This window comes from Actinomadura rugatobispora, assembly GCF_042656285.1.
GTDB classification, from domain to species: Bacteria; Actinomycetota; Actinomycetes; order Streptosporangiales; family Streptosporangiaceae; genus Spirillospora; species Spirillospora rugatobispora.
Genome location: NZ_JBHSON010000116.1, coordinates 44398 through 70382, shown reverse-complemented (window position 1 = coordinate 70382; position 25985 = coordinate 44398). Strand labels below are relative to the sequence as shown.

Annotated in this window: 22 protein-coding genes and 1 riboswitch; of the genes, 6 read left to right on the top strand and 16 right to left on the bottom strand. The window is 73.4% G+C overall.

Annotated elements, in window-relative coordinates:
- Window positions 1–54: 54 nt before the first annotated feature.
- Window positions 55–1134, bottom strand: coding sequence for an amidohydrolase family protein (locus tag ACFPZN_RS48940; protein ID WP_378290769.1), 1080 nt, complete (start codon window positions 1132–1134; stop codon window positions 55–57).
- A gap of 134 nt (window positions 1135–1268) precedes the next feature.
- Between ACFPZN_RS48940 and ACFPZN_RS48935 the strand changes: the two genes are divergently transcribed.
- Window positions 1269–2030: an isocitrate lyase/PEP mutase family protein gene (locus tag ACFPZN_RS48935; RefSeq protein ID WP_378290767.1), complete on the top strand. Its 762-nt coding sequence runs from the start codon at window positions 1269–1271 to the stop codon at window positions 2028–2030.
- Between the two features lie 33 nt (window positions 2031–2063).
- Here ACFPZN_RS48935 and ACFPZN_RS48930 read toward each other — a convergent pair whose 3' ends face one another.
- Window positions 2064–2660: a GNAT family N-acetyltransferase gene (locus tag ACFPZN_RS48930; protein ID WP_378290765.1), complete on the bottom strand. Its 597-nt coding sequence runs from the start codon at window positions 2658–2660 to the stop codon at window positions 2064–2066.
- Window positions 2653–3348 (bottom strand): carboxymuconolactone decarboxylase family protein, encoded by a 696-nt coding sequence (locus ACFPZN_RS48925; protein WP_378290763.1) that lies wholly within the window; start codon window positions 3346–3348, stop codon window positions 2653–2655. Before ACFPZN_RS48925 ends, ACFPZN_RS48930 begins: the two co-directional genes overlap by 8 nt.
- 156 nt (window positions 3349–3504) lie before the next feature.
- Between ACFPZN_RS48925 and ACFPZN_RS48920 the strand changes: the two genes are divergently transcribed.
- Together ACFPZN_RS48920 and ACFPZN_RS48915 are read left to right on the top strand one after the other, a co-directional pair.
- Window positions 3505–4581 (top strand): GNAT family N-acetyltransferase, encoded by a 1077-nt coding sequence (locus ACFPZN_RS48920; RefSeq protein WP_378290761.1) that lies wholly within the window; start codon window positions 3505–3507, stop codon window positions 4579–4581.
- A gap of 12 nt (window positions 4582–4593) precedes the next feature.
- A complete protein-coding gene (locus ACFPZN_RS48915; RefSeq protein WP_378290759.1) occupies window positions 4594–5388 on the top strand; it encodes a class I SAM-dependent methyltransferase in 795 nt (264 codons plus the stop codon).
- 31 nt (window positions 5389–5419) lie between these two features.
- Here the strand turns inward: ACFPZN_RS48915 and ACFPZN_RS48910 are convergent, their stop codons facing one another.
- Both ACFPZN_RS48910 and ACFPZN_RS48905 read right to left on the bottom strand, forming a co-directional pair.
- Complete coding sequence (locus tag ACFPZN_RS48910; RefSeq protein WP_378290757.1) at window positions 5420–6700, bottom strand: serine hydroxymethyltransferase; 1281 nt, start codon at window positions 6698–6700, stop codon at window positions 5420–5422.
- 90 nt (window positions 6701–6790) lie between these two features.
- A riboswitch (ZMP/ZTP riboswitch) is annotated at window positions 6791–6877 on the bottom strand.
- A 63-nt stretch (window positions 6878–6940) separates the two neighbouring features.
- Window positions 6941–7714 (bottom strand): TetR/AcrR family transcriptional regulator, encoded by a 774-nt coding sequence (locus tag ACFPZN_RS48905; RefSeq protein WP_378290755.1) that lies wholly within the window; start codon window positions 7712–7714, stop codon window positions 6941–6943.
- 147 nt (window positions 7715–7861) lie between these two features.
- Here ACFPZN_RS48905 and ACFPZN_RS48900 point away from each other — a divergent pair, with 147 nt between their 5' ends.
- A complete protein-coding gene (locus ACFPZN_RS48900) occupies window positions 7862–9250 on the top strand; it encodes an acyltransferase family protein (RefSeq protein WP_378290753.1) in 1389 nt (462 codons plus the stop codon).
- Window positions 9251–9328: 78 nt separating this feature from the next.
- Here the strand turns inward: ACFPZN_RS48900 and ACFPZN_RS48895 are convergent, their stop codons facing one another.
- The 5 genes from ACFPZN_RS48895 to gap all read right to left on the bottom strand — a co-directional run bounded on the left by ACFPZN_RS48895 (window position 9329) and on the right by gap (window position 13348).
- Complete coding sequence (locus tag ACFPZN_RS48895) at window positions 9329–9700, bottom strand: RNA polymerase-binding protein RbpA (protein WP_378290751.1); 372 nt, start codon at window positions 9698–9700, stop codon at window positions 9329–9331.
- A 75-nt stretch (window positions 9701–9775) separates the two neighbouring features.
- A complete protein-coding gene (secG, locus tag ACFPZN_RS48890) occupies window positions 9776–10018 on the bottom strand; it encodes a preprotein translocase subunit SecG (protein WP_378290749.1) in 243 nt (80 codons plus the stop codon).
- 232 nt (window positions 10019–10250) lie between these two features.
- Entirely contained in the window at window positions 10251–11066 is an 816-nt protein-coding gene (tpiA, locus tag ACFPZN_RS48885) for a triose-phosphate isomerase (protein ID WP_378290747.1), read from the bottom strand.
- A gap of 3 nt (window positions 11067–11069) precedes the next feature.
- Complete coding sequence (locus ACFPZN_RS48880; RefSeq protein WP_378290744.1) at window positions 11070–12284, bottom strand: phosphoglycerate kinase; 1215 nt, start codon at window positions 12282–12284, stop codon at window positions 11070–11072.
- A 59-nt stretch (window positions 12285–12343) separates the two neighbouring features.
- The gene (gap, locus tag ACFPZN_RS48875) at window positions 12344–13348 is read right to left on the bottom strand and encodes a type I glyceraldehyde-3-phosphate dehydrogenase (protein WP_378290742.1); all 1005 of its coding nucleotides are present in this window, start codon (window positions 13346–13348) and stop codon (window positions 12344–12346) included.
- Between the two features lie 313 nt (window positions 13349–13661).
- Between gap and ACFPZN_RS48870 the strand changes: the two genes are divergently transcribed.
- Entirely contained in the window at window positions 13662–15530 is a 1869-nt protein-coding gene (locus ACFPZN_RS48870; protein ID WP_378290740.1) for a heparinase II/III domain-containing protein, read from the top strand.
- Window positions 15531–15575: 45 nt separating this feature from the next.
- Here ACFPZN_RS48870 and whiA read toward each other — a convergent pair whose 3' ends face one another.
- The 4 genes from whiA to uvrC all read right to left on the bottom strand — a co-directional run bounded on the left by whiA (window position 15576) and on the right by uvrC (window position 20749).
- The gene (gene whiA, locus ACFPZN_RS48865) at window positions 15576–16556 is read right to left on the bottom strand and encodes a DNA-binding protein WhiA (RefSeq protein WP_378290738.1); all 981 of its coding nucleotides are present in this window, start codon (window positions 16554–16556) and stop codon (window positions 15576–15578) included.
- 60 nt (window positions 16557–16616) lie between these two features.
- Complete coding sequence (locus tag ACFPZN_RS48860; protein WP_378290736.1) at window positions 16617–17666, bottom strand: gluconeogenesis factor YvcK family protein; 1050 nt, start codon at window positions 17664–17666, stop codon at window positions 16617–16619.
- Window positions 17667–17771: 105 nt separating this feature from the next.
- Window positions 17772–18605, bottom strand: coding sequence for an RNase adapter RapZ (gene rapZ / locus ACFPZN_RS48855; RefSeq protein WP_378290800.1), 834 nt, complete (start codon window positions 18603–18605; stop codon window positions 17772–17774).
- 41 nt (window positions 18606–18646) lie between these two features.
- Window positions 18647–20749, bottom strand: a complete 2103-nt coding sequence (gene uvrC, locus ACFPZN_RS48850) for an excinuclease ABC subunit UvrC (protein ID WP_378290734.1) — start codon at window positions 20747–20749, stop codon at window positions 18647–18649.
- 149 nt (window positions 20750–20898) lie between these two features.
- On the opposite strand from uvrC, the gene ACFPZN_RS48845 reads away from it, so the two are divergent.
- On the top strand, window positions 20899–22020 hold the full coding sequence (locus ACFPZN_RS48845; protein ID WP_378290732.1) for a mechanosensitive ion channel family protein: 1122 nt from the start codon (window positions 20899–20901) through the stop codon (window positions 22018–22020).
- A gap of 177 nt (window positions 22021–22197) precedes the next feature.
- Here ACFPZN_RS48845 and ACFPZN_RS48840 read toward each other — a convergent pair whose 3' ends face one another.
- Both ACFPZN_RS48840 and uvrA read right to left on the bottom strand, forming a co-directional pair.
- A complete protein-coding gene (locus ACFPZN_RS48840; RefSeq protein ID WP_378290729.1) occupies window positions 22198–22740 on the bottom strand; it encodes a Rieske (2Fe-2S) protein in 543 nt (180 codons plus the stop codon).
- A gap of 264 nt (window positions 22741–23004) precedes the next feature.
- A complete protein-coding gene (gene uvrA / locus ACFPZN_RS48835) occupies window positions 23005–25842 on the bottom strand; it encodes an excinuclease ABC subunit UvrA (protein ID WP_378290727.1) in 2838 nt (945 codons plus the stop codon).
- Window positions 25843–25985 lie beyond the last annotated feature (143 nt).

Below are 25985 nucleotides of genomic sequence, written 5' to 3'. Positions count from 1 at the left end.
CAAAACATCCGGACTCAGGAGGGCTACGGCCCTCCGGCGGACGACCGCATCCTGTCAGCGGAGGCGGGCGGCGACCGTGGGGAGGAGGCGGAGGGCGTTACCGCGGTTGATGGCGGCGCGCGCCCGTGCGGACAGGTGGGGGTCGCGGTCGAACGCGCGGCGGGCGTGGGCGACCTCGCCCGCCTCCACCTGCGGCCAGTCGGTGCCGTACAGGATGCGTCCGGCGCCGACGGCGTCGAGCAGCGTCGGCGAGGCGTACGGCGACAGCGGCAGCGCGGTGTCGTAGTGGAACCGCTTGAGGGCGCGGCGGAAGGCGCCTGGGTCCGGGCCCTCGCCGAGGCGGCCCGCGCGTTCGACGCGTCCCCCGATGTAGGGCAGGAAGCCGCCGCCGTGGGACAGGATGACCGACATGCGCGGGTAGCGGTCCATCGTTCCCGAGGCGATGAGGTTGAGGGCGCAGCGGGTGGTGTCGTACATGAAGTCGGCGACCCAGTTCTCGACGCCGGGGATGGGCCGGGGGTCCTCGGGGAGGGCGTCGGGGTGGGTCATGATGACGGCGCGGCGCCGGTTCAGCTCGGCGAACAGCGGGTCGAAGGCCCTGTCGCCCAGGTAGCGCCCGCCGGCGGTGTTCATCATCAGGACGCCGTCGGCGCCGAGGTCGTCCAGCGCGTAGGCGGCCTCCTTGAGGGCGACGTCCACGTGCAGGAGCGGGAGGTAGGCGAAGAAGCCGAAGCGGGTGGGACGGCTCCTGACCAGGTCGGCGAGGGACTCGTTGAAGACGCGGGTTCCGGAGGCGGCGAGCTTCTTGTCGTGGAAGACCTCGGACGGGGCGGGCGAGGAGGCGACGCCAAGCGCGATCCGGTTGGCGTCCATGGTCTCCAGGGTCTCCCGCAGGTCCCACTGGCCCCAGCGTGGTCCGCCCTGCGGCGGGAGCAGGCCGTGCTGGACCGCCCATTCGCGCATGGCCGGGGGCAGCGCGTGGTGGTGGGTGTCGATACGGCCCGCGCCCCCGTCCGAGGCGGGCTCGGCCGCACCCGAGGGGTCGGCGGTCGCGGCGAGACCGGCGACCCCGGCGGCCCCTGCCAGGGCGCTCGCGCGCAGGGCGGTACGGCGGCTCATCAGTGGCTTGTCCATGAATAGGAGTATCAGAGATGATCTCAAGTGAGACAATCTGGCGTTCCCCCTGCCATGGGTGGTGCCAGCCCCACCGCGCGCCCGGCGCCGACCCTTCGACGGAGGCCGAACGGTCCCGGGCATAGCGTCGTGACATGGGAACCAACACCTTCCACGACCTGCACCGGCGGGAGCGCCCGCTGCTCCTGCCGAACGCCTGGGACTTCGCGAGCGGCGCGGCGCTGGCCGAGGCGGGCTTCCCCGCGATCGGCACCACGAGCCTCGGCGTGGCCGCGGCGGCGGGGAAGCCGGACGCCGAGGGCGGCACCCGCGCGGAGACGCTGGCCCTGACGCGCGCCCTGGTGCGGCTGCCGGTGCCCATCACGGTCGACATCGAGGGAGGGTTCTCCGAGCTCCCCGAGGAGGTGGCGGCGCTGGCGGCCGAACTGGATTCCTGCGGCGTCGCCGGGATCAACATCGAGGACGGGCGGCCCGGCGGCTCGCTGGCGCCGCCCGGCCCGCAGTGCGTGCTGATCGAGGCGATCAAGGAGGCGGCCCCCGGGCTGTTCGTGAACGCCCGGACGGACGCGTACTGGCTCTCCGGGCACGAGGAGGAGGCCCTGGAGCGGGTGCGCGCCTACACCGAGGCGGGCGCGGACGGCGTCTTCGTCCCCGGGATCGCCGAGGAGAGGGACGTGCGGGCCGTCGTGGACGCGACGCCCCTGCCCGTGAACGTGCTCTTCCTGCCCGGCAGGGTGACCGTCGACGGCCTGGCCGCAATGGGCGTGCGGCGGATCAGCTACGGTTCGCTGCTGTTCCGCGCGGCACTGCGCGCCGCCGTTACGACGGCGCTGGAGCACAGGCCGCCGGAGGGGACGCCGTCGTACGCCGACGTCCAGCGGCTGGTCTCGGGCTGAGCCCCGCGCGGGGGTCCGGACTCGTGCCGCCGGTCAGGCCTCGACGGTCTCCGGAGTGCCCGCCCGCTCGGCCACGTAACGCGTCAGGCCGTCCGAGGCGCCCTCGAAGGCCCCCGCGTACGGGCGCATGCCGAGGTGCTCGGCGACCTCGGCGGAGGCGGCGTTGCCCTCGTCGATCTCGGCGATCACGCGCGGCAGCGCCAGCACCTCGAAGGCGTGGTCGAGGACGGCCCGCGCCGCCTCCGCCGCCAGCCCCCGGCCCCAGTGCTCAGGCTCAAGGCTGTAGACGATCTCGACGTCGAGCCCGTGCCCGGGCCCCTCCATCCGGCGCAGGCCCACCACCCCGGCCAGCGGCGCGCCCGGCACAGGATCGAGCAGGGCGAACGGGTCGAGCGCGTCCGGGCCGGTGTCCGGCGGCGCGAACCGCAGCGCCCACAGGCCGTACCCCTCGGTGGCGAAGTCGTGCAGGCTGGCCTCGATGATCTCGGTGACCTGCTCGGCGCACAGGATCCGGTCGTCGAACAGGTGGCGGCGGACCCGCGGGCCCGTCCAGTGCCGCAGCAGCGCCCGGTGGTCGCCGGTGCCGACCGGATGCAGGACCAGGCGCCCGGTGCGCAGGACGTCAAGCATCGCCGTCCTCCGGGCCGGGGCCGTACGGTCCCTCGGCCGGCCCCCAGTCGGGCACTGGCTCGCCCGCCGGGGCCCCCACCCGGAACACCCGCATCTGCAGCGCCAGCGCCGAGTAGTAGCCGACCAGGGTCACCAGTTCCACCACGGCGGCGCGGCCCAGCGTCGCCACGGCCTCGGTGTAGACGGGGTCGCTCAGGTCGCCGTCGGCGATCATCTGGCGGGCCGCCTCGCACACCACCCGCTCGCGCACGTCGCCCAGCATGGGCGCGCCGCCCTGGCGGATCGCGGCCAGCTCCTTCTCGGTCAGCCCGGCGCGGCGCCCGATCCGCTCGTGCGCGTACCACTCGAAGTCCGAGCGGCGGTGCGCCGCCACCACCAGAATCGCGATCTCCCGCTCCCGCTTGGTGAAGGCGGTGCGGAAGCGCAGCGCGGCGCCCAGCTCCTGCAGCGGCAGGCCGACCGCCGGGCTGTAGAGCATCGCGTTGAACGGGCCCAGCAGCCGGCCCTCGTCGTCCATGTAGCGGATGACCGAGGGGCCGTCGCGGCGCGGGCCGCCGGTGACCGCCTCGTACACCTCCCGCTGCTCCTCGCCCAGCAGGCCGGGCCTCAGCAGGGGCAGGCGGGCGCCGGGGCGCTCCTCGGCGGGGTGCTCGTCGCCGGATTCGGCGTTGGCGGGGTGATCGATCACCCACCGCACGCTAGGCGTTCGGCGGGGCCCCCTCAAGTGGTGTCCAGAAGGTGAAACCGGGGGCTCATGGTGACGTAGCGGTTCCGTAACAGCGTTCGGCCAGCGTGGCCGGTGGATCACACCGAGGTTCCACCGACCAGCGAAGGAACGGTCCACATGCCGCTGCTGCGCATCCGTACCGAGATCGAGGACGGGCCGGGCCGCCTGGCCGTGCTCACCGCCGCGCTGGCCCGGCGAGGCGCCAACATCCTCGGCCTCTCCGTGCAGGTCGACACCGAGGGCGTGGTCGACGAGTTCATCGTCGACATGCCCGCCGCCGGCGCCGACCCCGGCGGGCTGAAGGAGGCGCTGGCCGCGGCCGGCGGCTCCCGCACCGCGGTCGTCCCCGCCCGCCCGCACGAGCTCGTGGACGAGCCCACCCGCGCCCTGGCGCTGGTGGCGCGGCTGCAGGGCGATCCCGGGGCTCTGCCCGCCGCGCTGGCCGAACTGCTGCGCGCCGAGGACGCCGCCTGGACCGCGTCCAGGCCCGCCCGCGCCGACGCCGGGCGGGCCGACGTGCTGCACGTCCCGGCCGGGGACGGGCGCGCGGTGCGGCTGGCCCGGCCCGGGCTGCCGTTCACCGCGACCGAGGCCGCCCGGGCGGACGCGCTGGTCCGCGCCGTCCAGCCGCCCCGGGCCCCGCGGCCCTCGCGGCGCCTGGTCCCGCTGCGCGACGGCACGCACGTGGTGGTGCGCCCCATCGAGCCCCGCGACGCCGACGCGGTCCAGGCCATGCACCTGCGCTGCTCGCAGGACTCCCGCCGGATGCGGTACTTCAGCCCCAAACCGTTCCCGTCGCGGCGGGCCATGGACCTGCTGTGCGTGCCCGACCGCGGCCTCACCCTCGTCGCCGAGGGCCCCGACGGGTCGCTGCTGGCACTGGCGCACCTGGTCCACCTGCTCGATCCGGGCGTCGCGGAACTGGCGTTCCTGGTGGAGGACGCCTGGCAGGGCCGGGGCCTGGGACGGGCGCTGGCCGAACTGCTGGTCGTGCTGGCCCGCGACCGGGGGCTGGTGGAGCTGCGCGCCACGGCGCTGAGCGAGAACGTGCGGATCCGGCGGCTGTTCACCGCGCTGGGCGGGCGGACGCGCCGTACCGAGGACCCCGGGATCGTCGAGATCCGGCTGCGCCTGGACGGCCGCCCCGCGCCCCGCCCTCCGGCCGGGACGCTCCGGGCGGGGCGGCGGGGGTGACAGGATGGCCGGGTGACCGGCATCTATGACGATCCCTGGGCCTACGAGCTGGCATGCTCGTTCCGCGACGTGCCCGCCGAGGTGGACGTGCTGCTGGGCTGGTGCGCCCGGCACCGCACCGGGGCCGCCGGGCCGGTCGGCCGCGTGCTGGAGCTGGCGGCGGGCCCGGCCGAGCACGCCCGCGAGTTCGCCCGGCGCGGCGTCGCGGCGACCGCGCTGGACCTGCACCCGGCGATGTGCGCCTACGCCGCCGAGCGGGCCAAGGCCGAGGGGGTCGAGCTGGAGGTCGTCCAGGACGACATGACCGCCTTCGACCTGGGGCGCACCTTCGACCTGGTGGTGACCATGCTCGACTCCACCTCCCACCTGATGGACCTGGACGCCTTCACCGCGCACCTCGACCGGGCCGCCGCCCACCTGGCCGGCGGCGGCCTCTACATCGTCGAGATGTCGCATCCCGCCGACCGGCTCGGCGACGAGCCGAGCACCAGCACCGGGTGGACGGTGGAGCGCGGCGAGGCGCGCGCCACCGTCCGCTGGGGCGAACCGACCGACCGGCTCGACCCCGTCACCCAGATCTCCGACGACCGCGTCACGATGACCATCGCCGAGGGCGGCGGGCCGGTCCGGGTCGTCCAGGACGTGGTCCCCTACCGGTTCTGGAGCGCGACCGAGCTGGACGCGGCGGTGCGGCTGTCGGGCGCGCTGGAGCCGGTCGCCCGGTACGGCGACTTCGGCGAGGTCGCCGTCACCGACCCCGACGCCTGGCGGATGATCAGCGTGTTCCGGGCGGCCCGGACGCGCTGACCGGGCGCTCCGCGGCGAGGGGAGCCGGGGCTCAGGGGGCCGGGGCCCAGCCCGGCATCGGGTGGGCCGCCAGCAGCTCGCGGATCTCCGCCGCCACGCGCCGCTCCTCCCCCGCCGTCTCGTCCTCCCCGCGCGCCGTGGCCCGGACGATGTCGTCGATCCACGCCGCCACGCGCGGCATCTGGCCGGGCTCCAGCCCGCGCGTGGTGATCGCGGCGGTGCCCACCCGCAGCCCGGAGGGGTCGAACGGCTTGCGCGGGTCGAACGGCACCGCGTTGTGGTTCAGCTCGATCCCGGCCCGGTCGAGGGCCTGCGCCGCGGGCTTGCCCGGTACGCCCTTGTTCGTCAGGTCGATGAGGATGAGGTGGTTGTCGGTGCCGCCGGAGATGAGGTCGAAGCCGCGCTCCAGCAGCGCCTCCGCCAGCGCCTTGGCGTTGGCGACGATCCGGTGGGCGTAGGCGGAGAAGTCGGGCCGGGCCGCCTCCTTCAGCGCGACCGCGATCGCGGCGGTCGTGTGGTTGTGCGGGCCGCCCTGCAGGCCGGGGAAGACCGCCTTGTCGACCGCGGAGGCGTGCTCGGCCGTCGACATCACCATCGCCCCGCGCGGCCCGCGCAGCGTCTTGTGCGTCGTCGTGGAGATCACGTCGGCGTGCCCCGCCGGGGACGGGTGCGCGCCGCCGGCGACCAGCCCCGCGATGTGCGCGATGTCGGCCGCCAGCACCGCGCCCGCCTCGCGCGCGATCTCGGCGAACCCGGCGAAGTCGATCATGCGCGGGATCGCGGTGCCGCCGCACCAGATGAGCTTGGGCCGCTCCTTGAGCGCCAGGTCGCGGACCTCGTCCAGGTCGACCCGGCCGGTGTCGGCGCGCACCTCGTACCGGACCGGGTTGAACCACTTGCCGGTCGCCGACACCGACCAGCCGTGCGTGAGGTGCCCGCCCATCGGCAGCGACAGCCCCATGACGGTGTCGCCGGGCCGCAGGAAGGCCATGTAGACGGCCAGGTTGGCCGGCGAGCCCGAGTACGGCTGGACGTTGGCGTGCTCCACCCCGAACAGCGTCCTGGCCCGCTCGACGGCCAGCAGCTCGATCGGGTCGATGTTCTGCTGGCCCTCGTAGTAGCGGCGGCCCGCGTAGCCCTCGGAGTACTTGTTGGTCAGCACCGAGCCGGTGGCCTCCAGCACGGCGGGCGAGACGTAGTTCTCCGAGGCGATGAGCCTGATCTTCTCGAACTGGCGGCGGGCCTCGGCCTCGACCAGTCCGGCGAGTTCGGGGTCCTGGTCGGCGAGATGCGGAAGGGACGGCTGGTGCATGGCGGCCTCCGTGCCGGTCGAGCCTGCTGGTCGAACCTGCTGGTCGGCCGGAGGACCGGTGCGCTCGGCGCGGACCCCCGGCTTGCGGGGCCCGTACACCCAGGCGCGCGGTGTGCGGACGTGCTTCGCTCCCCGGTGGTCGACTCCACCTTGACTGCGCCAGTCGCGTCCGCCAAGCATACCGGGCCGCCGCCGACCGGCACGGGCGCCGGCGGCCGCTCGCCCGGAAGCGCCGGTCGGCTAGGCCGGGGGCCGTCCGCCGCGGCGGGCCTCCAGACCGTCCAGCAGGCAGCCGAGCGCGTAGGCGAAGCGCCGCTCCGACTCGGCCCCCGGGTCCACCGGCCCGCCCGCACCGAGCCGCCGGCCGAGCAGCGGGTACTCCTCGGCGACCCGCTCCAGGAAGCCGCCCGCCCGCTCCCGCCAGTCGGCCGTGCCCCCGGCGCGCGCCCCGGTGCGCTCGGTCACGGTGCGCCAGGAGATCTCGGCGGCGACCGCGCCGACGACATGGTCGGTGATCGCCGCCAGCGCCGCGTCCAGTTCGCCGTCCCGGAACCCCGCGGTGGCCAGCAGCCGCAGCCCGGCGTCGGCGAGGGCCAGCGCGTTCGGGCCGAGATTGGGCTGGGACGCCAGGTCCGACAGCATCCAGGGGTGGCGCAGCAGCATCGCGCGCTGCCCGCGGGCCATGCGCTCCAGGGCCGTCCGCCACTCGCCCTCGGGCGCGGGGCCCCGCTCGCTCACCTCACCGAGGACCTCGCCGAGGACCTCGCCGAGGACCTCGTCCATGGCCAGTTCCATCAGCTCGTCCTTGGTGGTCACGTACCAGTAGAGGGAGCCGGCGGTCACCTCCAGGTCGGCGGCCACCCGGCGCATGGACAGCCCGCGGACGCCCTCGGCGTCCAGCAGCGCCACGGCGGCCCGGACGATCCGCTCGCGGCTCAGCCGCCGGTCCCGCCGCGCCCGCTCCGGGCGCAGCCACACCGAGAACGGCGGTTCCCCTGACGTGGATGAAGGCACGAGAGAACCGTATCGGCGCCGGGGAAAGCCGCGCGTTGACTGAGAGTTCGCTGAACATCCGGTGAGATCGCCCCGGTCGGCGCGAACGAGGTGAACAAGGTCCACTAAGGTCGGCGGGTAATGCAAACCGGACATCCCACCCGATTGGTGCCGGATACCTCTCCCCCGGGAGGCCCGGCGGACGGAGCCGCCCCGCAGAACGGGCCCGCCCCGGCGCCCACCGGGGCCGAGCGGCTGGGATGGCTGGACGCGCTGCGCGGCATCGCGGCCATCGCGGTGGCCCTCCACCACGGCTGCTACCACTACCTCCCGCAGTTCCGGCACGAGATCCTGCGGTGGCTGGACCCGGGCAACAGCGGCGTGCTGCTGTTCTTCCTCGTCAGCGGCTACATCATCCCCGCGTCCCTGGAACGCACCGGATCGGCGCGGCGGTTCTGGATCAGCCGGCTGTTCCGGATCTACCCGCTGCTGCTCGCGGTGCTGGCCGTCACGCTGCTGCTGGCGGTCACCGGCCTGATGCCGCTCCGGCAGCGCCTCGGGGAGGCCTACGATCCGCTCGGCGCGATCGCGGCGCACCTGACGATGATGCAGGACCTGCTCGCGGTGCCCAGCGCGCTCAACGTCCTCTGGACGCTGTCCTACGAGATGATCTTCTATCTGCTGGTGGTGGCGCTGTTCGCGCTGGGCCGCCTCGACCGGCACTCGGCCTCCATCGCCACCGCGCTGGCCGTGGCCGCGCTGGGACTGGGCGTCCTGCTGCCCACCGCGGCGCTGTCGCGGGACCACGGCATCACCACCGTCGCGGTGACCGCCGCGCTCGTCATGGCCGCGGCGATCGCGCTGGCCTGCTCGTCGCGGACCCGGCTCGCCCGGACGGGCGCGCTGCTCGGCGGGGCGCTGGCGGCCGTGCTGCTGCTGGGCAACGCGCGCGTCGAGGCGTGGGAGGGCCTGGCCCTGCTCGCGGTGATGTTCGCCGGCACCGCCATCCACCGGGCCGAGCGCGGCCAGATCAGCGTGCGCGCCGCCGCCGTCGCCGTGACCGCCGTGCTGGCCGCGGCGATCGGCGGCGGGCTGTGGCACATCACCGTGTACGCGCCGGGGCAGACCGAGTTCGTCCTCAAGCGCGCCTGGACGATCGGCATCCTGGTCACCGCGCTGGTGTTCGCGCTCGGCATGGCGCTGCGCCGCCGCCGCGTCCCGCGCTGGCTCACCCGGCTCGGCCTGATCAGCTATTCGGTGTACCTGGTGCATCCGGTGCTGCTGATCGTCTCCGACATCACGATCGGGCGGCCCCGCGCCGACGCGCCGCTGCTGCTCGTCCCGTACCTGGTCGCGGTGCTGCTGGTGAGCCACCTCACCTACCGGTGGATCGAGGCGCCGCTGCAGCGCCTCGGCCGGCGGCTCGCCCGCCGCACCGCCCCCGTGCTTCGGGAAGGAGCGCTCCCGGACGGCGCGGACGCGGCCCCGGCAGCCGCGGAGAGCACCGCGAAGACCGCCCCGACGACCGCTGCGAAGGCCGCCGCCGGGGACGCGTAAAGCCCGGCTCCCCTACGGGAAACCGGGCTGTCCAGATCGTGCGAGGGCGCCGACCTGGTGGCGGGAGAACGCGGGGGCTCAGACCCGGGCGGCCTCCATGGCGGCCTTGACCTTGGCGCGCTTCTCGCGGAGCTTGGCCAGCGCCTCCTCGAGGATGGCCTCGCCGTCCTCGTCGCTGCGCCGCTCCTTCACGTACGCCAGGTGCGTCTTGTACGGCTCGGTCTTGGGCGGAGCCGGGGGGTTGGCGGAGTCCTGGCCCGCCGGGAACCCGCAGCGCGGGCAGTCCCAGGTGTCGGGAACGGCGACGTCGGTCGCGAAACTGGGGCGGGTCTCGTGCCGGTTGGCGCAGTAGAAGGTCACCCAGACCCTGGGGGCCGCGTCTCCGCGCTCGGCCTCCCCCATCGGACCGGCGCCGACCCGGCTGCCCCGAATCGCGTTTCCACTACCCACGGATTCACTCCTCGTTCGTGTGCGTCCGCGCCGCACTGACCACGCGGCGGGACATTTCGCTGTGTCACGGCCTGCTCAGCCGACGCCCTTGCTCTTGAACAGCAGCCCGAGCACGATGATCGAGGCGAACCAGATGACGCCGGTGGCGACGGTCAGCCGGTCCAGGTTGCGCTCGACCACCGACGACCCGCCCAGGGACGAGGTGACGCCGCCGCCGAACATGTCCGACAGGCCCCCGCCCTTGCCCTTGTGCGCGAGCACGAGGACCACCATGAGCAGGCTGGTGAGGATGAGCACTGCGGACGCTGCGATGATCACTGTTGTACGCCTCTTCCGGCCGACCCCGCGGCGGCGGGGCGCTTCATGTTCGGCTTCGTGTTCAGGGAACGTTCTGTTCGCGGACGCGATCGCGGGCCGAACGGTCGGCCCGTCAGTACGGAAGGGTACGACGAACTTCCCGTTGGTTCGGCAAGAATCCCCGTACCGCGACCGAATTGATCAGAACTGACCAGCTCGGAGCGCCGTCCGGGACGGTACGCCCGGCCCGCGATCAGACCGAGACCGGCAGGTCCCGGAAACGGCAGATCTTGATGAATTCACCCGGGTCCAGGCTCGCCCCGCCGACCAGAGCGCCGTCCACATCGGACCGCGCCATGATCCCGGCGATGTTCGAGCCCTTGACCGAGCCCCCGTACAGGATACGCGTCTCACCGGCGACCTCGGTGTCGTACAGCTCGGCGAGCCGTCCCCGGATCGCGGCGCAGACCTCCTGGGCGTCGTCGGGGGTGGCGACCTCGCCGGTCCCGATCGCCCAGACCGGCTCGTAGGCGATCACCAGGGCGCGGGCCTGGTCGGCCGGGATCTTCTCCAGCGCGCCGTCCACCTGGCCCAGGGTGTGCTCGACGTGGCGGCCCTCGCGGCGGACTTCCAGGCCCTCGCCCACGCACACGATCGGGGTGATCTCGTTGGCGATGGCGGCCTTGGCCTTGGCGTTGACCAGGGCCTCGTCCTCGCCGTGGTACTGGCGGCGCTCGGAGTGGCCGACCGTCGCGTACGAGCAGCCCAGCTTGGCCAGCATCGCGCCGGAGACCTCGCCGGTGTAGGCGCCGGAGGCGTGCGCGGAGACGTCCTGCGAGCCGTAGGCGATGGCCAGCTTGTCGGCGTCCACCAGCGTCTGCACCGAGCGCAGGTCGGTGAACGGCGGCAGCACGGCCACGTCCACCGCCTCGAAGTCGGCCTCCTTGAGCCCGAAGGCCAGCTGCTGCACCAGCTTGATGGCCTCCAGGTGGTTGATGTTCATCTTCCAGTTGCCGGCCATCAGCGGCTTGCGGCCGGTGTTCTTGGAAGCGGGGTTCTTGGGGGCCATGCGTCAGTCCTCCAGAGCCTGCAGGCCGGGGAGCGTCTTGCCCTCGAGGTACTCGAGGCTGGCGCCGCCGCCGGTGGAGATGTGGGAGAAGCCGTTCTCGTCGAAGCCGAGCTGCCGGACCGCCGCGGCCGAGTCGCCGCCGCCGACGACGGTGAACGCGCCGGAGCCCAGCAGGCCCTGCGCGACCGCGCGGGTGCCGTGGGAGTACGGCTCCATCTCGAACACGCCCATCGGGCCGTTCCAGAAGATGGTCGCGGCGTCGCCGAGCCGGGAGGCGAAGTGCTTGCCCGACTCGGGGCCGATGTCGAGGCCGATCCGGTCGGCGGGGATCGCGTCGGCGGGAACCACGTCGTGGTCGGCGTCCGCGGCGAACGCGGTGGCGGCGACGATGTCGGCCGGCAGCACGAACTCCACGCCCGACTCCTCGGCCCGCCGCAGGTAGCCGCGGACGGTGTCGAGCTGGTCCTGCTCCAGCAGGCTCTCGCCGACCTCGTGGCCCTGGGCCTTGAGGAAGGTGAAGACCATCCCGCCGCCGATGAGGATCCGGTCGGCCTTGCCCAGCAGGTTGTCGATCACGCCGAGCTTGTCGGAGACCTTGGAGCCGCCGAGGACGACGGCGTAGGGGCGGGCGACGTCGTCGGTGAGCCGCCTGAGCACCCGCACCTCGGTCTCGACCAGCCCGCCGGCGGCGTGCGGCAGCCGCCCGGGCACGTCGTAGACGCTGGCGTGCCTGCGGTGCACCGCGCCGAAGCCGTCGCCCACGTACAGCTCGGCGAGGGCGGCGAGACGGTCGGCGAACGCGCCGCGCTCGGCGTCGTCCTTGCTGGTCTCCCCGGGCTCGAAGCGCAGGTTCTCCAGCAGCGCGACCTCGCCGTCGGCCAGGCCGGAGGCGGCCTCGCGGGCCGCCTCGCCCACCACGTCGGTGGCGAACCTCACCTCGGTGCCGAGCAGCTCGCCGAGCCGCGCGGCCACCGGGGCCAGCGAGAACTCCGGCTGCACCGCAGGCGTCGTGGCGGAGCCGCGCAAATGGGCTCGGGGCCGGCCCAGGTGGGCGCAGACGATCACCCTGGCGCCGCGCTCGCGCAGCGTCGCGATCGTCGGCACGCTGGCGCGGATCCGCCCGTCGTCGGTGATCGACCCGTCCTGGAGCGGCACGTTGAGATCGGCCCGGACCAGTACCCGCTTCCCGGACACGTCCAGATCGTCGATGGTGCGCATCGAGTGCGTCATCCTTCCGGAGCCGGCGAACGGCCCCGGGCGCACGGCGGGAAGTCGGATCAGAGCTGGGTGCCGACCAGGGTGACCAGGTCGGTCAGGCGGTTGGAGTAGCCCCACTCGTTGTCGTACCAGCCGACGACCTTGACCTGGTCGCCGATGACCTTGGTCAGCCCGGCGTCGAGGATGCAGGAGGCCGGGTCGGTGACGATGTCCGACGACACGATCGGGTCCTCGGTGTAGGTGAGGATGCCGCGCAGCGGGCCCTCGGCGGCGGCCTTGAGCGCCGCGTTGACCTCCTCGACGGTGGTGTCGCGGCGCACCGTGGCGGTCAGGTCGGTGGCCGAGCCGGTCGGCACCGGCACCCGCAGCGCGTACCCGTCGAGCTTGCCCTTCAGCTCCGGCAGCACCAGGCCGATGGCCTTGGCGGCGCCGGTGGAGGTCGGCACGATGTTGAGCGCGGCGGCCCGGGAGCGGCGCAGGTCCTTGTGCGGCGCGTCCTGGAGGTTCTGGTCCTGGGTGTAGGCGTGGATGGTGGTCATCAGGCCCTTCTCGATGCCGAACGTGTCGTTCAGCACCTTGGCCATCGGACCCAGGCAGTTGGTGGTGCAGGACGCGTTGGAGATCACCGTGTGGTTCGCCGGGTCGTACTGGTCGTCGTTGACGCCCATCACGATGGTGACGTCCTCGTTCTTGGCCGGCGCCGAGATGATGACCTTCTTGGCGCCGTTGTCGGCGTGCACCTTGGCCTTGGTGGCGTCGGTGAAGAAGCCGGTGGACTCCACCACGACGTCGGCGCCGACGTCGCCCCACTTGAGGTTGGCCGGGTCGCGCTCCTCGAAGGCCTTGATCGCCTTGCCGCCGACGACGATCTCGTCCGCGGTGGCCTTCACCTCCTGGCCCAGCCGGCCCAGGATGCTGTCGTACTTGAGCAGGTGGGCGAGGGTGGCGTTGTCGGTCAGGTCGTTGACCGCCACGATCTCGATGTCGGCCCCGCTCGCCTGAACGGCGCGGAAGAAGTTGCGGCCGATCCGGCCGAACCCGTTGATGCCTACTCGGATGGTCACGGAACGGCTCTCCTCGTACGTCGTCTCTGCATCTCACCTGGACCGGGGCGGCGCCCCACGTCCGACCCTACCGAATGACGGGCCCTCACCTCGCCACCGGCCGGAGGTGATTGCGGGGGTGGTGCCCCGGTCCCCCGGACGGGTGATGATCAGCCGGGACGGGGGCGGGCGTCACCGTCCGTTCAGCCGATCTTCATCCGCTCGGGCGCCCGGCCTGTCAACCCCTGGCAGGGGGTCGCGGGTCTTCTCTGTTGTGCACCTACGATCTTGGCGCGGGCGCTCTCGGTACGGGCGCTCTCGGCGCGGGCGGGCCGTGCCGTTCGGCGCGCTGGTCCTGGCCGTGCTCTCCGCCACGGGCTGCGCCGTCGCGGGCGGCGAGGCGGCGGCGGTCGGGGCGCGGCCGGTCGCGCCCGCCGCGCGGCCCTCCCCCGGCGCGACCGCGCCGGGCCCCTGCCTGGGCTACCACGGGCTGGACGGCGCCAACCCCGCCCGGGAGGTCAAGGCGGGGCGGTTCCGCATCCCGGACACCCCGCCCGAACGGGTCGCCGACGGCCCCGACGTGGACTGGGGCCTGGACCCGCACCGCGACCGGACCTGGCAGCTGTGGCTCCACTCGCTCGAATGGCTGGGCGGGCTGATCAAGGAGTACGGCCGCACCCGCGACCGGGCGTCGCTCGACCTTGCGGCGGGCATCGTCCGCGACTGGCTGGCCGACAACGCCCTGCCCGGCCGCTTCGGCCACGCCCGCCGCGAGGCGATCGAGGAGGGCGCCAAGTTCCGCCTCGCCACGATGACCTGCCTGCGCGCCCACCTGGACGCCCGCTGGCTGGACGAGGCGATCGCCCGGCACGCCGAGGAGCTCGCCGACCCCCGCAACTGGTCGGGCCCCTGGAACCACGGCACCGACGAGTCCATGACCCTGCTGGCCGCCGCCTGCCGCATCGGGCGCGAGGACCTCGCCGGCCTCGCCTACGAACGGCTGGTCAGCGCGGTGCTGCGGCCGCCCGCCGGGGTCCGGCCCGCCATCGACGCCGAGGGCGCCAACAACGAGCAGTCCACGCAGTACTCGGTCTACAACCGCACCCGGTGGCGCAGCGCCATGGACGTCATCCGCGCCTGCCGCAGGCCCGTCCCCGCCGAACTGGCCCGCAGGCACGCGCTCATGGACGAGTTCATCGCCTTCCAGTCCGCCCCGGCGGGCGACCTGATCCAGATCGGCGAGACGTACGCCTCGACGATCTCCCGCGTCTCCCGGCCGGGGCGGGGCCCGCTCCGGTACGCGGCGTCCCAGGGCAGGGCCGGGACGAGGCCGGGCGCACGGGCGCGGGTGTACGAGGCCGGCTACGTCATGGGCCGGTCGGGGTGGGGCGACGGCGACCGGCCGTACAAGGAGGAGATGGCGTACACGGCCCGCTTCGGGCCCGGCCGGTACGCCCACGGCCAGGACGACCACATGGCGCTCACCTTCTACGCCCAGGGCCGCTCCATCCTCGTGCCGAGCGGGCACGCGGGTTACAGCGAGCCGGTCTGGCGCGACTGGCTGCGGTCGCCGGAGGCGCACAACACCGTGGTCGTGCGGGACATCCCGTTCGACTCGCGCGCGGCCACGGCCCTGACCGGCCACCGGTTCGCCGAGGGCGGCGACTTCTTCCGCTTCTCCGACACCGCGTTCGCCGGGTCCACACGGACGCGCTCAGTGCTGGCCGCCTCGGACCCGGACGCGCTCGTGGTGCTCGACCAGGTGCGTTCGGCGGCGCCGCGGACCGTCGAGCAGCTCTGGCACCTGCCGGCCGCGTTCGAGGCCCGCCCGGACGGGGGGGACGCGGTGGCGACGGCGGGCGGGATCCGCGTGCACTTCCTGCGCGTGGCCGTCCCCGGAAGCGCGGCCCAGGCGGGCACCGGCCGGGCCGCCGCGGTCGTCAAAGGGAGCAGGGAGCAGCGGCAGGGCTGGGTCGCGCCGGCGCCCCGCACCGCCGTGCCCGCACCGGTGGTCAGGCTGCCCGCCCACGGGCAGGAGGTGCGGATGCTCACCCTCATCGCACCCGTTCGGGACGGGGCGCGGCCGTCGGTACGGGTCTCGCCGCCGCGCGCGAACGGCGTCTATGTGATCGAGGCCGAGATCGCCGGGCGGCGGCTGGCCGTGGAGGCGGCTCCCGACGGCACCCTCCGCCGCACCCGCTGACCGACCGGGACCGACCGGCCGGAGGGAGCGAGGACGTGCGGCGGGTCAGGGGGCGAGCATCTCGGCGGTGAGGTTGGCGTCGGTGCCCGGGACGCCCTGGTCCTGGGCGCGCTTGTCGGCCATCGCCAGCAGTCGGCGGATCCGGCCCGCGATCGCGTCCTTGGTCAGCGGCGGGTCGGCCAGCTGGCCCAGTTCCTCCAGCGACGCCTGCTTGTGCTCCAGCCGCAGCCGGCCCGCGCTGACCAGGTGCTCGGGGGCCTCCTCGCCGAGGATCTCCAGCGCCCGCGCCACCCGGGCGCCCGCGGCCACCGCGGCGCGCGCGGAGCGGCGCAGGTTGGCGTCGTCGAAGTTGGCCAGCCGGTTGGCCGTCGCCCGGACCTCGCGGCGCATCCGCCGCTCCTCCCAGGCCAGCACGCTGTCGTGCGCCCCCAGCCGGGTGAGCAGGGCGCTGATCGCGTCCCCGTCGCGCACCACGACCCGGTCGACCCCGCGCACCTCCCGCGCCTTGGCGTGGATCTTCAGCCGGCGGGCGGCGCCGACCAGCGCCAGCGCGGCCTCCGGCCCCGGGCAGGTGACCTCCAGCGACATCGACCGGCCCGGCTCGGTCAGCGACCCGTGCGCCAGGAACGCCCCCCGCCAGGCCGACTCGGCGTCGCAGGCCGCCCCCGCGACCACGTGCCGGGGCAGCCCGCGCACCGGGCGGCCGTTGTTGTCGATCAGGCCGGTCTGCCGGGCCAGCGACTCCCCCTCGCGGAACACCCGCACCACGTACCGGTTGCCCTTGCGCAGGCCGCTGGGGGCCAGCACCACCACGTCGGAGGTGTGGCCGAAGACCTCGGCGATGTCCTTGCGCAGCCGCCGCGCGGCCGAGCCGGTGTCGATCTCGGCCTCGATCACGATCCGCCCGCTGACCAGGTGCAGGCCGCCCGCGAAGCGCAGCAGCGTCGACACCTCCGCCTTGCGGCAGCACGGCTTCATCACCGACAGCCTGCTCAGCTCGTCCTTGACCACGCCGGTCATCGCCATAGATGAACCCTCCCCCTAGGAACTCCCCAGCAGTGTGGCCGATGTCGGCCCCGCCGGGAGTCAGTCACGGAAAATCTTCACGAAGGCTTGGGCCAGCCGGGCGGGATCGTGACGTGGTGAGCCGTCGTCGGCGGCGACGTCGGCCAGTTCCAGCCTGCCGCCCAGGTCACGGACGGCCTTGTCCAGGGCGACGGGGTCGTCGACCACCCCCCGGTCGGCGAGGACGACGTCGACGCGCAGATCCGGGGCGTGCGCCTGGAGCACCTCCAGATGCGTCTGCGGGGAGAAGTCGTCGGTCTCCCCCGGCTGCGGGGCCAGGTTGAGCGCGACGACGCGGCGGGCGTCCGTGGCCATCAGGGCGCGGGCCAGCTCGGGCACCTGCAGGTGCGGCAGCACGCTGGTGAACCACGACCCCGGCCCGAACACCACCCAGTCGGCGTCCTTCACCGCGGCCAGCGCCTCCGGGCACGCCGGCGGGTCGCCCGGCACCAGCGACACGCTCAGCACCGTCCCCGGCGTCTTCGCGCAGGCCACCTGCCCCCTGACCCGGGTGACCTCGTCGGGGCGGGACGGATCGGCGCCGCGCACCTCCGCGACGATGTCCAGCGGCACCGACGCCATCGGCAGGACCCTGCCCTGGGCGCCCAGCAGCCGCCCCACCCAGTCCAGACCGGCCACGGTCGAACCGGGCACGGGGCCCTCGCCGCCGGAGTCACCGGAGTCACCCGAATCGCCGGAGTCGCCGGAGTCGCCCGAATCGCCGCCCAGCAGCTCCCACAGCGCCACGATCAGCAGGTTCCCGACCGCGTGGTCGTGCAGCTCCCCCTGGCTGCGGAACCGGTGCTGGACGACGTCGCGCCAGGTCTGGCCCCACTCGTCGTCGCCGCACAGCGCGGCCAGCGCCATCCGCAGATCGCCGGGCGGCAGCACGCCCAGCTCGCGGCGCAGCCGCCCGCTGGAACCGCCGTCGTCGGCGACCGTGACGACCGCGCTCAGCCGGCTCGTCACCCGGCGCAGCGCCGACAGCGAGGCGTACAGGCCATGGCCGCCGCCGAGGGCGACCACGGCCGGGCCTCCGGACTGGCTCACCGTTCCGGATTGGCTCACCATGCCCGGCCGGTCACCGCCTCGCCCGCCGCACCGGCCACCGCGCGCGTCGTCGCCCCAGGGTCCACCGTGCCGCTCTCTCGCTCGTCCGGGCGCCGCCGGGGCGCCTCACTCACGGCCGAGGTCACGGTGCGAGGCCTGCACCTCGATGCCCTCGTCCCTCAGCCGGGCGGCGATCTGCTCCGCCATGGCCACACTACGGTGTTTGCCGCCGGTGCATCCGACGGCCAGCGTCACGTAGTGCTTGCCCTCGCGCTCGTACCCGTCGGCGAGCAGCCGCAGCACCTCGGTGTAGGCGTCCAGGAACTCCTTGGCGCCGCGCTGGCCCAGCACGTAGTCGCGGACGGCGGCGTCCCGGCCGGTCTTGGGCCGCAGCTCGGGCACCCAGTGCGGGTTGGGCAGGAAGCGGCAGTCGACGACCAGGTCGGCGTCCACCGGCAGGCCGTACTTGTAGCCGAAGGACACCACCGTGGCGCGCAGGCTGGACTCGCCGGTGTCGTTGCCGAAGAAGCCGACGATCTTGGCGCGCAGCTCGTGCACGTTCAGCCCGCTGGTGTCGATCACCAGGTCGGCCTCGGCCCGCACCTCGCGGACCAGGTCCCGCTCGCGGGCGATGCCGTCGACCAGCCGGCCGTCGCCCTGCAGCGGATGCGGGCGGCGGACGCTCTCGAACCGGCGCACCAGGTCGGCGTCGCCCGCCTCCAGGAACACCACCCGCGGGTGGACGCCGCGCGCCTCCAGCTCGGCGATGGCCGAGTGGAGGTCCTCGGTGAACGCGCGGCTGCGCACGTCCACCACGACCGCGATCCGCGGGACGGCGTCCTTCACCCGGCCGCCCAGATCGGCCATGGTGGCCAGCAGCGCCGGGGGCAGGTTGTCGACCACGAACCAGTCGAGGTCCTCCAGCGACTTGGCGGCCGTGCTGCGTCCCGCCCCGGACATGCCCGTCACGATCACTATGTCCGGAATCTGAGTGTCGGTGGTCAACTCGGCTCCCCCCTGTGGTCTCGGCCGCCGTCCCCGCCGCCGTCGCCGGCCCGCCCGGCCGCCGGGGACCCCCCGTGCAGGGCCGCGGCGATCTGCGTCGCACCGCGCGGGCCGATGCCCGGGACCTCGGCGATCTGCTCGGGCGTCGCCTGCTTCAACCGCTTCAGCGAACCGAAATGTTTCAGCAGGGCCGACCGTCGTGCCGGCCCCAGCCCGGGAACGCTATCGAGTTCGCTCACGGTCATGGACTTGGAACGCCGCTGCCGGTGGAAATTGATGGCGAACCGGTGGGCCTCGTCGCGCACCCGCTGCACCAGGAACATGCCCTCGCTGTTGCGCGGCAGGATCACCGGGTCGGGGTCGCCGGGCAGCCAGATCTCCTCCAGCCGCTTGGCGATGCCGCACACCGCGATGTCGTCGATGCCGAGCTCGTCCAGGGCCCGCCGCGCCGCCGCCACCTGCGGCGGGCCGCCGTCGACCAGCACCAGGTTGGGCGGGTAGGCGAACTTGCGGGGGCGGCCCGTCTCGGGGTCGATCGGCTGGTGGGCGGAGGCGTCGAGGCCGGTCTCCGCCTCCCCGTCCGCGCCCGCCGCGCCGTCCGCCGCGCCGTTCACCGAACCCGCCGCGCCGCCCGCGCCCGCCGCGGCCGCGGCGCCGGAGCCGTCCTCGGGGCCGTCGCCGAGCGCGTCCAGCTCGCCGAACTTCTCGCTCTCGGCCAGGTAGCGGCGGAACCGGCGGGTGATCACCTCGTGGATGGAGCGGACGTCGTCCTGGCCGTCCACCGCCTTGATCGTGAACCGGCGGTACTCGCTCTTGCGGGCCAGGCCGTCCTCAAACACCACCATCGAGGCCACCACGTTGGAGCCCTGCAGGTTGGACACGTCGTAGCACTCGATCCGCAGCGGCGCCTCCGGCAGTTCCAGGGCCTCCTGGATCTCCCGCAGCGCGCGGCTCCGCGTGGTCAGATCGCTGGCCCGGCGGGTCTTGTGCTGCTTCAGCGCCTCCGTCGCGTTGCGCGCCACGGTCTCCAGCAGCGTCTTCTTGTCGCCCCGCTGCGGCACCCGCAGCCGGACCGGGCCGCCGCGCTGCTCCGCCAGCAGCTCGGTCATCGCGTCCGCGTCCGGCGGCAGCGCCGGGACCAGCACCTCGCGCGGCACCGAGTCGCTCTCGCTGTAGATCTGGATGAGGAAGTGCTCGACCAGGTCGGAGGTGGTGACCGCCTCGACCTTGTCGACCACCCAGCCGCGCTGGCCGCGGATCCGGCCGCCGCGCACGTAGAAGACCTGGACGGCCGCCTCCAGCTCGTCCTCGGCGAAGGCGATCATGTCGCAGTCGGTGCGGTCGGGCAGCACCACCGTCTGCTTCTCCAGCGCCCGCTCCAGGGCGCGGATGTCGTCGCGCAGCCGGGCGGCCCGCTCGTACTCCATGGCGGCGGACGCCTCGCGCATCTGCCGCTCGAGCCGCCGGGTGAACCGGCCGGTCTCGCCGGCCATGAAGTCGCAGAAGTCCTCGGCGAGCAGCCGGTGCTCCTCGGCCGTCACCCGCCCCACGCAGGGCGCCGAGCACTTGTCGATGTAGCCGAGCAGGCACGGCCGGTCGAGCTGGCGCTGCCGCTTGAACACCCCGGGACGGCAGGTGCGGACCGGGAAGACGCGCAGCAGCTGGTCGACCGTCTCCCGGATCGCCCAGGCGTGGGAGTACGGCCCGAAGTAGCGGACTCCCTTGCGTTTGGCTCCGCGCATCACCATCACCCTCGGATACTCCTCGTCGAGGGTGACCGCCAGATAGGGATAGGACTTGTCGTCGCGGTAACGGACGTTGAACCGCGGATCGAACTCCTTGATCCAGGAGTACTCGAGCTGGAGGGCCTCGACCTCGGTGCCCACCACCGTCCAGTCGACCCCGGCCGCCGTCTGCAGCATCGTCTGGGTGCGCGGATGGAGCCCGGCGAAGTCGGCGAAGTAGGAGTTCAGCCGCGAGCGCAGGCTCTTGGCCTTGCCCACGTAGATGACCCTCCCGTGCTCGTCACGGAAGCGGTACACGCCCGGCGAGTCCGGTATGGACCCCGGGGCGGGTCGGTAGGTCGCCGGGTCTGCCACGCCCGAAAGCCTAGTCGGCCCCACCGACAACCGGCGTGCCCCGCGGCGCCCGCCCGGGAGTGACGCAGATCTCGTTCGCCTCGCGGAAGATCGGAAAAAGACGCCTGAAGGATTTTCGAACACACCGGTCATGGAGGTGGAAACGAGACGTGTCCGCGTTCTGGGGCTGGATCGTACTGGCGGCCACGGTGGCGATGGCGGTCATCGTGGTCGAGGGCGCCCGGCGGCTGCTGGCCGGGCGGCGGCTCTCGGCGCGCTGGCCGGGCGCCGGGGAGGCGGCCCGGCACTGCACCGCTCCCGCGTTCACGTTCGCCGTGGTGATCAGTGCGAGCGCGGCGATGCCGTACCACGCGCTGAACGGCGCGGCCGAGGACGCGGTCCGCCATCTGCTCAAGATCGCCGCCATCGGCGCCACCACCTGGCTGGTGCTGCGGATCACCTACGCGCTCACCGAGCCGGCGCTGGCGCGGCTGACCCGGATCGAGGGCGAGCGCAACCGCCGGGCCCGCAAGGCGCGCACCCAGATGCTGCTGCTGCGCCGGATCGCGGCGGCCGTCGTGGTGGTCGTGGCGGTGGGCGCGGCGCTGTTCACCTTCCCCGCGGTGCGGACGCTGGGCGCCGGGATGCTGGCCTCGGCGGGCGTGGCCGGGCTGGTCGTCGGGATCGCGGCCCGGCCGGCGCTGGGCAACCTGTTCGCCGGGCTGCAGATCGCCTTCAGCGACGCGCTGCGCCTGGACGACGTGGTGGTCGTCCAGGGCCAGTGGGGCCGGATCGAGGAGCTGACGCTCTCCTACGTGGTCGTGTGCCTGTGGGACGACCGGCGGCTGATCCTTCCGGTGTCCTACTTCACCGAGCAGCCGTTCGAGAACTGGACCCGGCACTCCAGCCGCGTGGTCGGCTCGGTCACCCTGCACGTGGACTGGACGGTGCCGGTCGAGGAACTGCGCACCGAGCTGTACAAGATGCTGCGCGACAACCCGCTGTGGGACCGCCGCGAATGGATCCTGCAGGTCACCGACGTGCTGCCGAACGGACTGGTCCAGCTGCGCGCCCTGATGAGCGCGGCCGACTCCGCCAGCGCCTGGGACCTGCGCTGCGACGCCCGCGAGCACCTGGTCGCCTACGTCCGCGAGCACCATCCCGACGCGCTGCCCCGCTTCCGCGCCGAGCTGGCCGGGACCGGCGCGGCGGCCGGCGCCGACGCCGATGCCGCCGGCGGCCTCACGGCCGCGCCCGGCCCGCAGGCCGCCCAGCCGCCGGCGTACACCTGAGCGCCCGGATTCACAGGGCGGCCTGCGGCGGCCGATCCGAGTGCGCTCGTGTCGAGGCGGCGAGTCACACCGTGGCCCGCCGCCCTCGCGGGGATCTGAGCGCGGCGCGCGCCGGGCCCCGGGCCCATGCGGCTCCCGGCGCGCGCCCTCCGCCCCCTGACCGGTCGTGTCCGCCGTTCAGCCGAGCGTGATCTGGTCGCCCTGGACGGTGATCTTCTTCTCCTCCAGCGGCTCGGTCGCGGGCAGGTTGGGGAGCGGCGCACCGTCCGCGATCTTGAACTTGCTGCCGTGGCACGGGCAGTTGATCGTGCCGCCCGCCACCGCGTCGACCGGGCAGCGCCGGTGCGTGCAGAGGGAGCTGTAGGCCTTGAACTGGCCCGCGGCGGGCTGCACGACGACGACCTTCTCGGCCTCGAAGACCTTGCCGCCGCCGACCGGGATCTCGCTGGTCGCGGCCAGCGCCTTCCCGCCGCCGCCCCCGCCGGCGTTGCCGTTGCCGTTGCCCGCGGGGCTCTCGGCGCCGCCGGCCGAACCGCCGCCGTCGTCCCCGCCGCACGCGGCGGCGAGCCCCGCGACGCCGGCGAGACCGGCCCCGATCAGGAGCCCCCGGCGGGTCCCGCCCTCCGGTGTGCCGGCGGCGGTCGTCTCCGCGGGGGCCGGCGGCGCCGCGCCGGCCTCCGTTTCCGAGCTGTCCGTCCGCGCTGCGGGCGCCTGTGCCATGCGTCTCCTCCGTGTGTCGCGCGCGTTGGGTGCTTGCCGCGCGTGCCTCCACTGTCACCCTGGAGTACGTACGGCGGCGTTTGAAGGTTCAATCCATCCCGGAGCTTTTGCCGGGCGGACCGGGCGAACACCTTTCTACCTGCACGTTCGCGATGGACCTGCAGGGGCGCGCAACGGAAGCCTGCCGCCGGCGGCACACCGGGCGCGGTACGGGTGCGCCCGGTGTGCGGATGGGCCCCCGGCGGGGCGGAGACGGCGGGTCGGTCAGCCGAGGATCTTGGCGAGGAACTGGCCGGTGTGGCTGGCCTCCACCTTGGCGACGTCCTCGGGCGTTCCGGTGGCGACCACGGTGCCGCCCCGGGAGCCGCCCTCCGGGCCCATGTCGATGATCCAGTCGGCGGTCTTGACGACGTCCAGGTTGTGCTCGATCACGATCACCGTGTTGCCCTTGTCGACCAGCCCGTTCAGCACGCCCAGCAGCTTGCGGATGTCCTCGAAGTGCAGGCCGGTGGTGGGCTCGTCCAGCACGTAGATCGTGCGGCCGGTGGACCGGCGCTGCAGCTCCGAGGCCAGCTTGACGCGCTGCGCCTCGCCGCCCGACAGGGTCGGCGCGGGCTGGCCCAGCCGGACGTAGCCCAGGCCCACGTCGTTGAGGGTCTTCAGATGCCGGTGGATCGCCTTGATCGGCTCGAAGAAGACCGCGGCCTCCTCGATCGGCATGTCCAGCACCTCGGAGATCGTCTTGCCCTTGTAGTGGACCTCCAGGGTCTCCCGGTTGTACCGGGCGCCGTGGCAGACCTCGCAGGGCACGTAGACGTCCGGCAGGAAGTTCATCTCGATCTTGATGGTGCCGTCGCCGGAGCAGTTCTCGCAGCGCCCGCCCTTGACGTTGAAGGAGAACCGGCCCGGCTGGTAGCCGCGGACCTTGGCCTCGGTCGTCTGCGCGAACAGCTTGCGGATGTGGTCGAACACCCCGGTGTAGGTGGCCGGGTTGGAGCGCGGCGTGCGGCCGATCGGCGACTGGTCGACGTGCACCACCTTGTCGAGCTGGTCGACGCCGTTGACCCGGCGGTGCTTGCCCGGCACCGTGCGGGCGCCGTGCAGCTGCTTGGCCAGCGAGTTGTAGAGGATGTCGTTGACCAGGGTGGACTTGCCCGATCCGGAGACGCCGGTGACCGCGGTGAACACCCCGAGCGGGAACGCCACGTCGACGCCCTGGAGGTTGTTCTGCCGGGCGCCCTTGACGGTGACCTCCCGGCCCCTCTGCCGGGGGCGGCGGATCTCGGGCACCGCGATCTCGCGGCGGCCCGACAGGTAGGCCCCGGTCAGCGAGCGCTCCGAGGTCATCAGGTCCTCGACGGTGCCCGACACCACGATCTGCCCGCCGTGCTCACCGGCCCGGGGGCCGATGTCGACCACCCAGTCGGCGGCCTGGATGGTGTCCTCGTCGTGCTCGACGACGATCAGGGTGTTGCCCATGTCGCGCAGCCGCAGCAGGGTGTCCAGCAGCCGGTGGTTGTCGCGCTGGTGCAGGCCGATGGACGGCTCGTCCAGCACGTACAGCACGCCGACCAGCCCGGAGCCGATCTGGGTGGCCAGCCGGATCCGCTGCGCCTCGCCGCCGGCCAGGGTGGCCGAGGCGCGGTCGAGGGTCAGGTAGTCGAGCCCGACGTCCAGCAGGAAGCCCAGCCGGGCGTTGATCTCCTTCAGCACCCGCTCGGCGATGTGCCGGTCCCGCTCGCTCAGCTCCATGGCCAGCAGGAACTTGGCGCACTCGCCGATCGGCATCGCCGCCACGTCGGCGATCGACCGCCCGCCCATGGTCACGGCCAGCACGACCGGCTTGAGCCGCGCCCCCTGGCACGAGGGGCACGGGATCTCCCGCATGTAGCCCTCGAACTTCTCCCGGGTGGAGTCGCTCTCGGACTCGGCGTGCCGCCGCTGGATGTAGGGGATCACGCCCTCGTAGGCGGTGTAGTAGGAGCGGGTGCGGCCGTAGCGGTTCTTGTAGCGGACGTGGACCTGGGTCTCGTGCCCGTTGAGGATCGCCTTGCGCGCCTTGGCGGGCAGCTTCTCCCAGGGCGTGTTGAGGTCGAAGCCCATCGCGTCGCCCAGCGCCGACAGCAGCCGCAGGAAGTAGTCGCTGACGTGGCCGTTGGACCAGGGCTGGATCGCGCCCTCGCCCAGCGTCATCGTCGGGTCGGGCACGACCAGCTCGGGGTCGACCTCCATGCGGGTGCCCAGGCCGGTGCAGTCGGGGCAGGCGCCGTAGGGGGAGTTGAACGAGAACGAGCGCGGCTCCAGCTCCTCGAACGACAGGTCGTCGTAGGGGCAGTAGAGGTGCTCGGAGAACATCCGGGTGCGGTGCTCGTCGTCCTCGGGCAGGTCGACGAAGTCGAGCACGATCGTGCCGCCGGCCAGCCCGAGCGCGGTCTCCACCGAGTCGGCCAGCCGCTGGCGGGCCGAGTCCTTGACGGCGAGCCGGTCGACGACCACGGCGATGTCGTGCTTCTCCTGCTTCTTGAGCTTGGGCGGGTCGTCCAGCCTGATCATCTGGCCGTCGACCAGCGCCCGCGAGTAGCCCTTGGACTGCAGCTCGCGGAACAGCTCGAGGTACTCGCCCTTGCGGCCGCGGATCACCGGGGCCAGCACCTGGAACCGGGTGCCCTGCTCCAGCTCCAGCACCCGGTCGACGATCTGCTGCGGCGCCTGCCGGCTGATCGGGCGGCCGCACTCGGGGCAGTGCGGGTGGCCGATCCGGGCGTACAGCAGCCGCAGGTAGTCGTAGACCTCGGTGATCGTGCCGACCGTGGAGCGCGGGTTCTTGCTGGTGGACTTCTGGTCGATCGACACCGCCGGGGAGAGGCCCTCGATGAAGTCGACGTCGGGCTTGTCCATCTGGCCCAGGAACTGCCGGGCGTAGGCCGACAGCGACTCCACGTACCGGCGCTGGCCCTCGGCGAAGATCGTGTCGAACGCCAGACTCGACTTGCCGGAGCCGGACAGCCCGGTGAACACGATCATGGAGTCTCGCGGCAGGTCGAGCGAGACGTCCTTCAGGTTGTGCTCGCGTGCTCCACGCACGATGAGTCGGTCATGCACGGCGTTGCTCGGTTCCTCTTCTGGGCTCGGTGCCCTCCGGGCGCGACGACGGGTCCGCTGACAGGTCTGGCGCGGTGACAGGCTGGCGAGGGGGTACGACGTTTCCCCGTGTGCATAACAGCGGCGACCGCCGCCGCATTTCG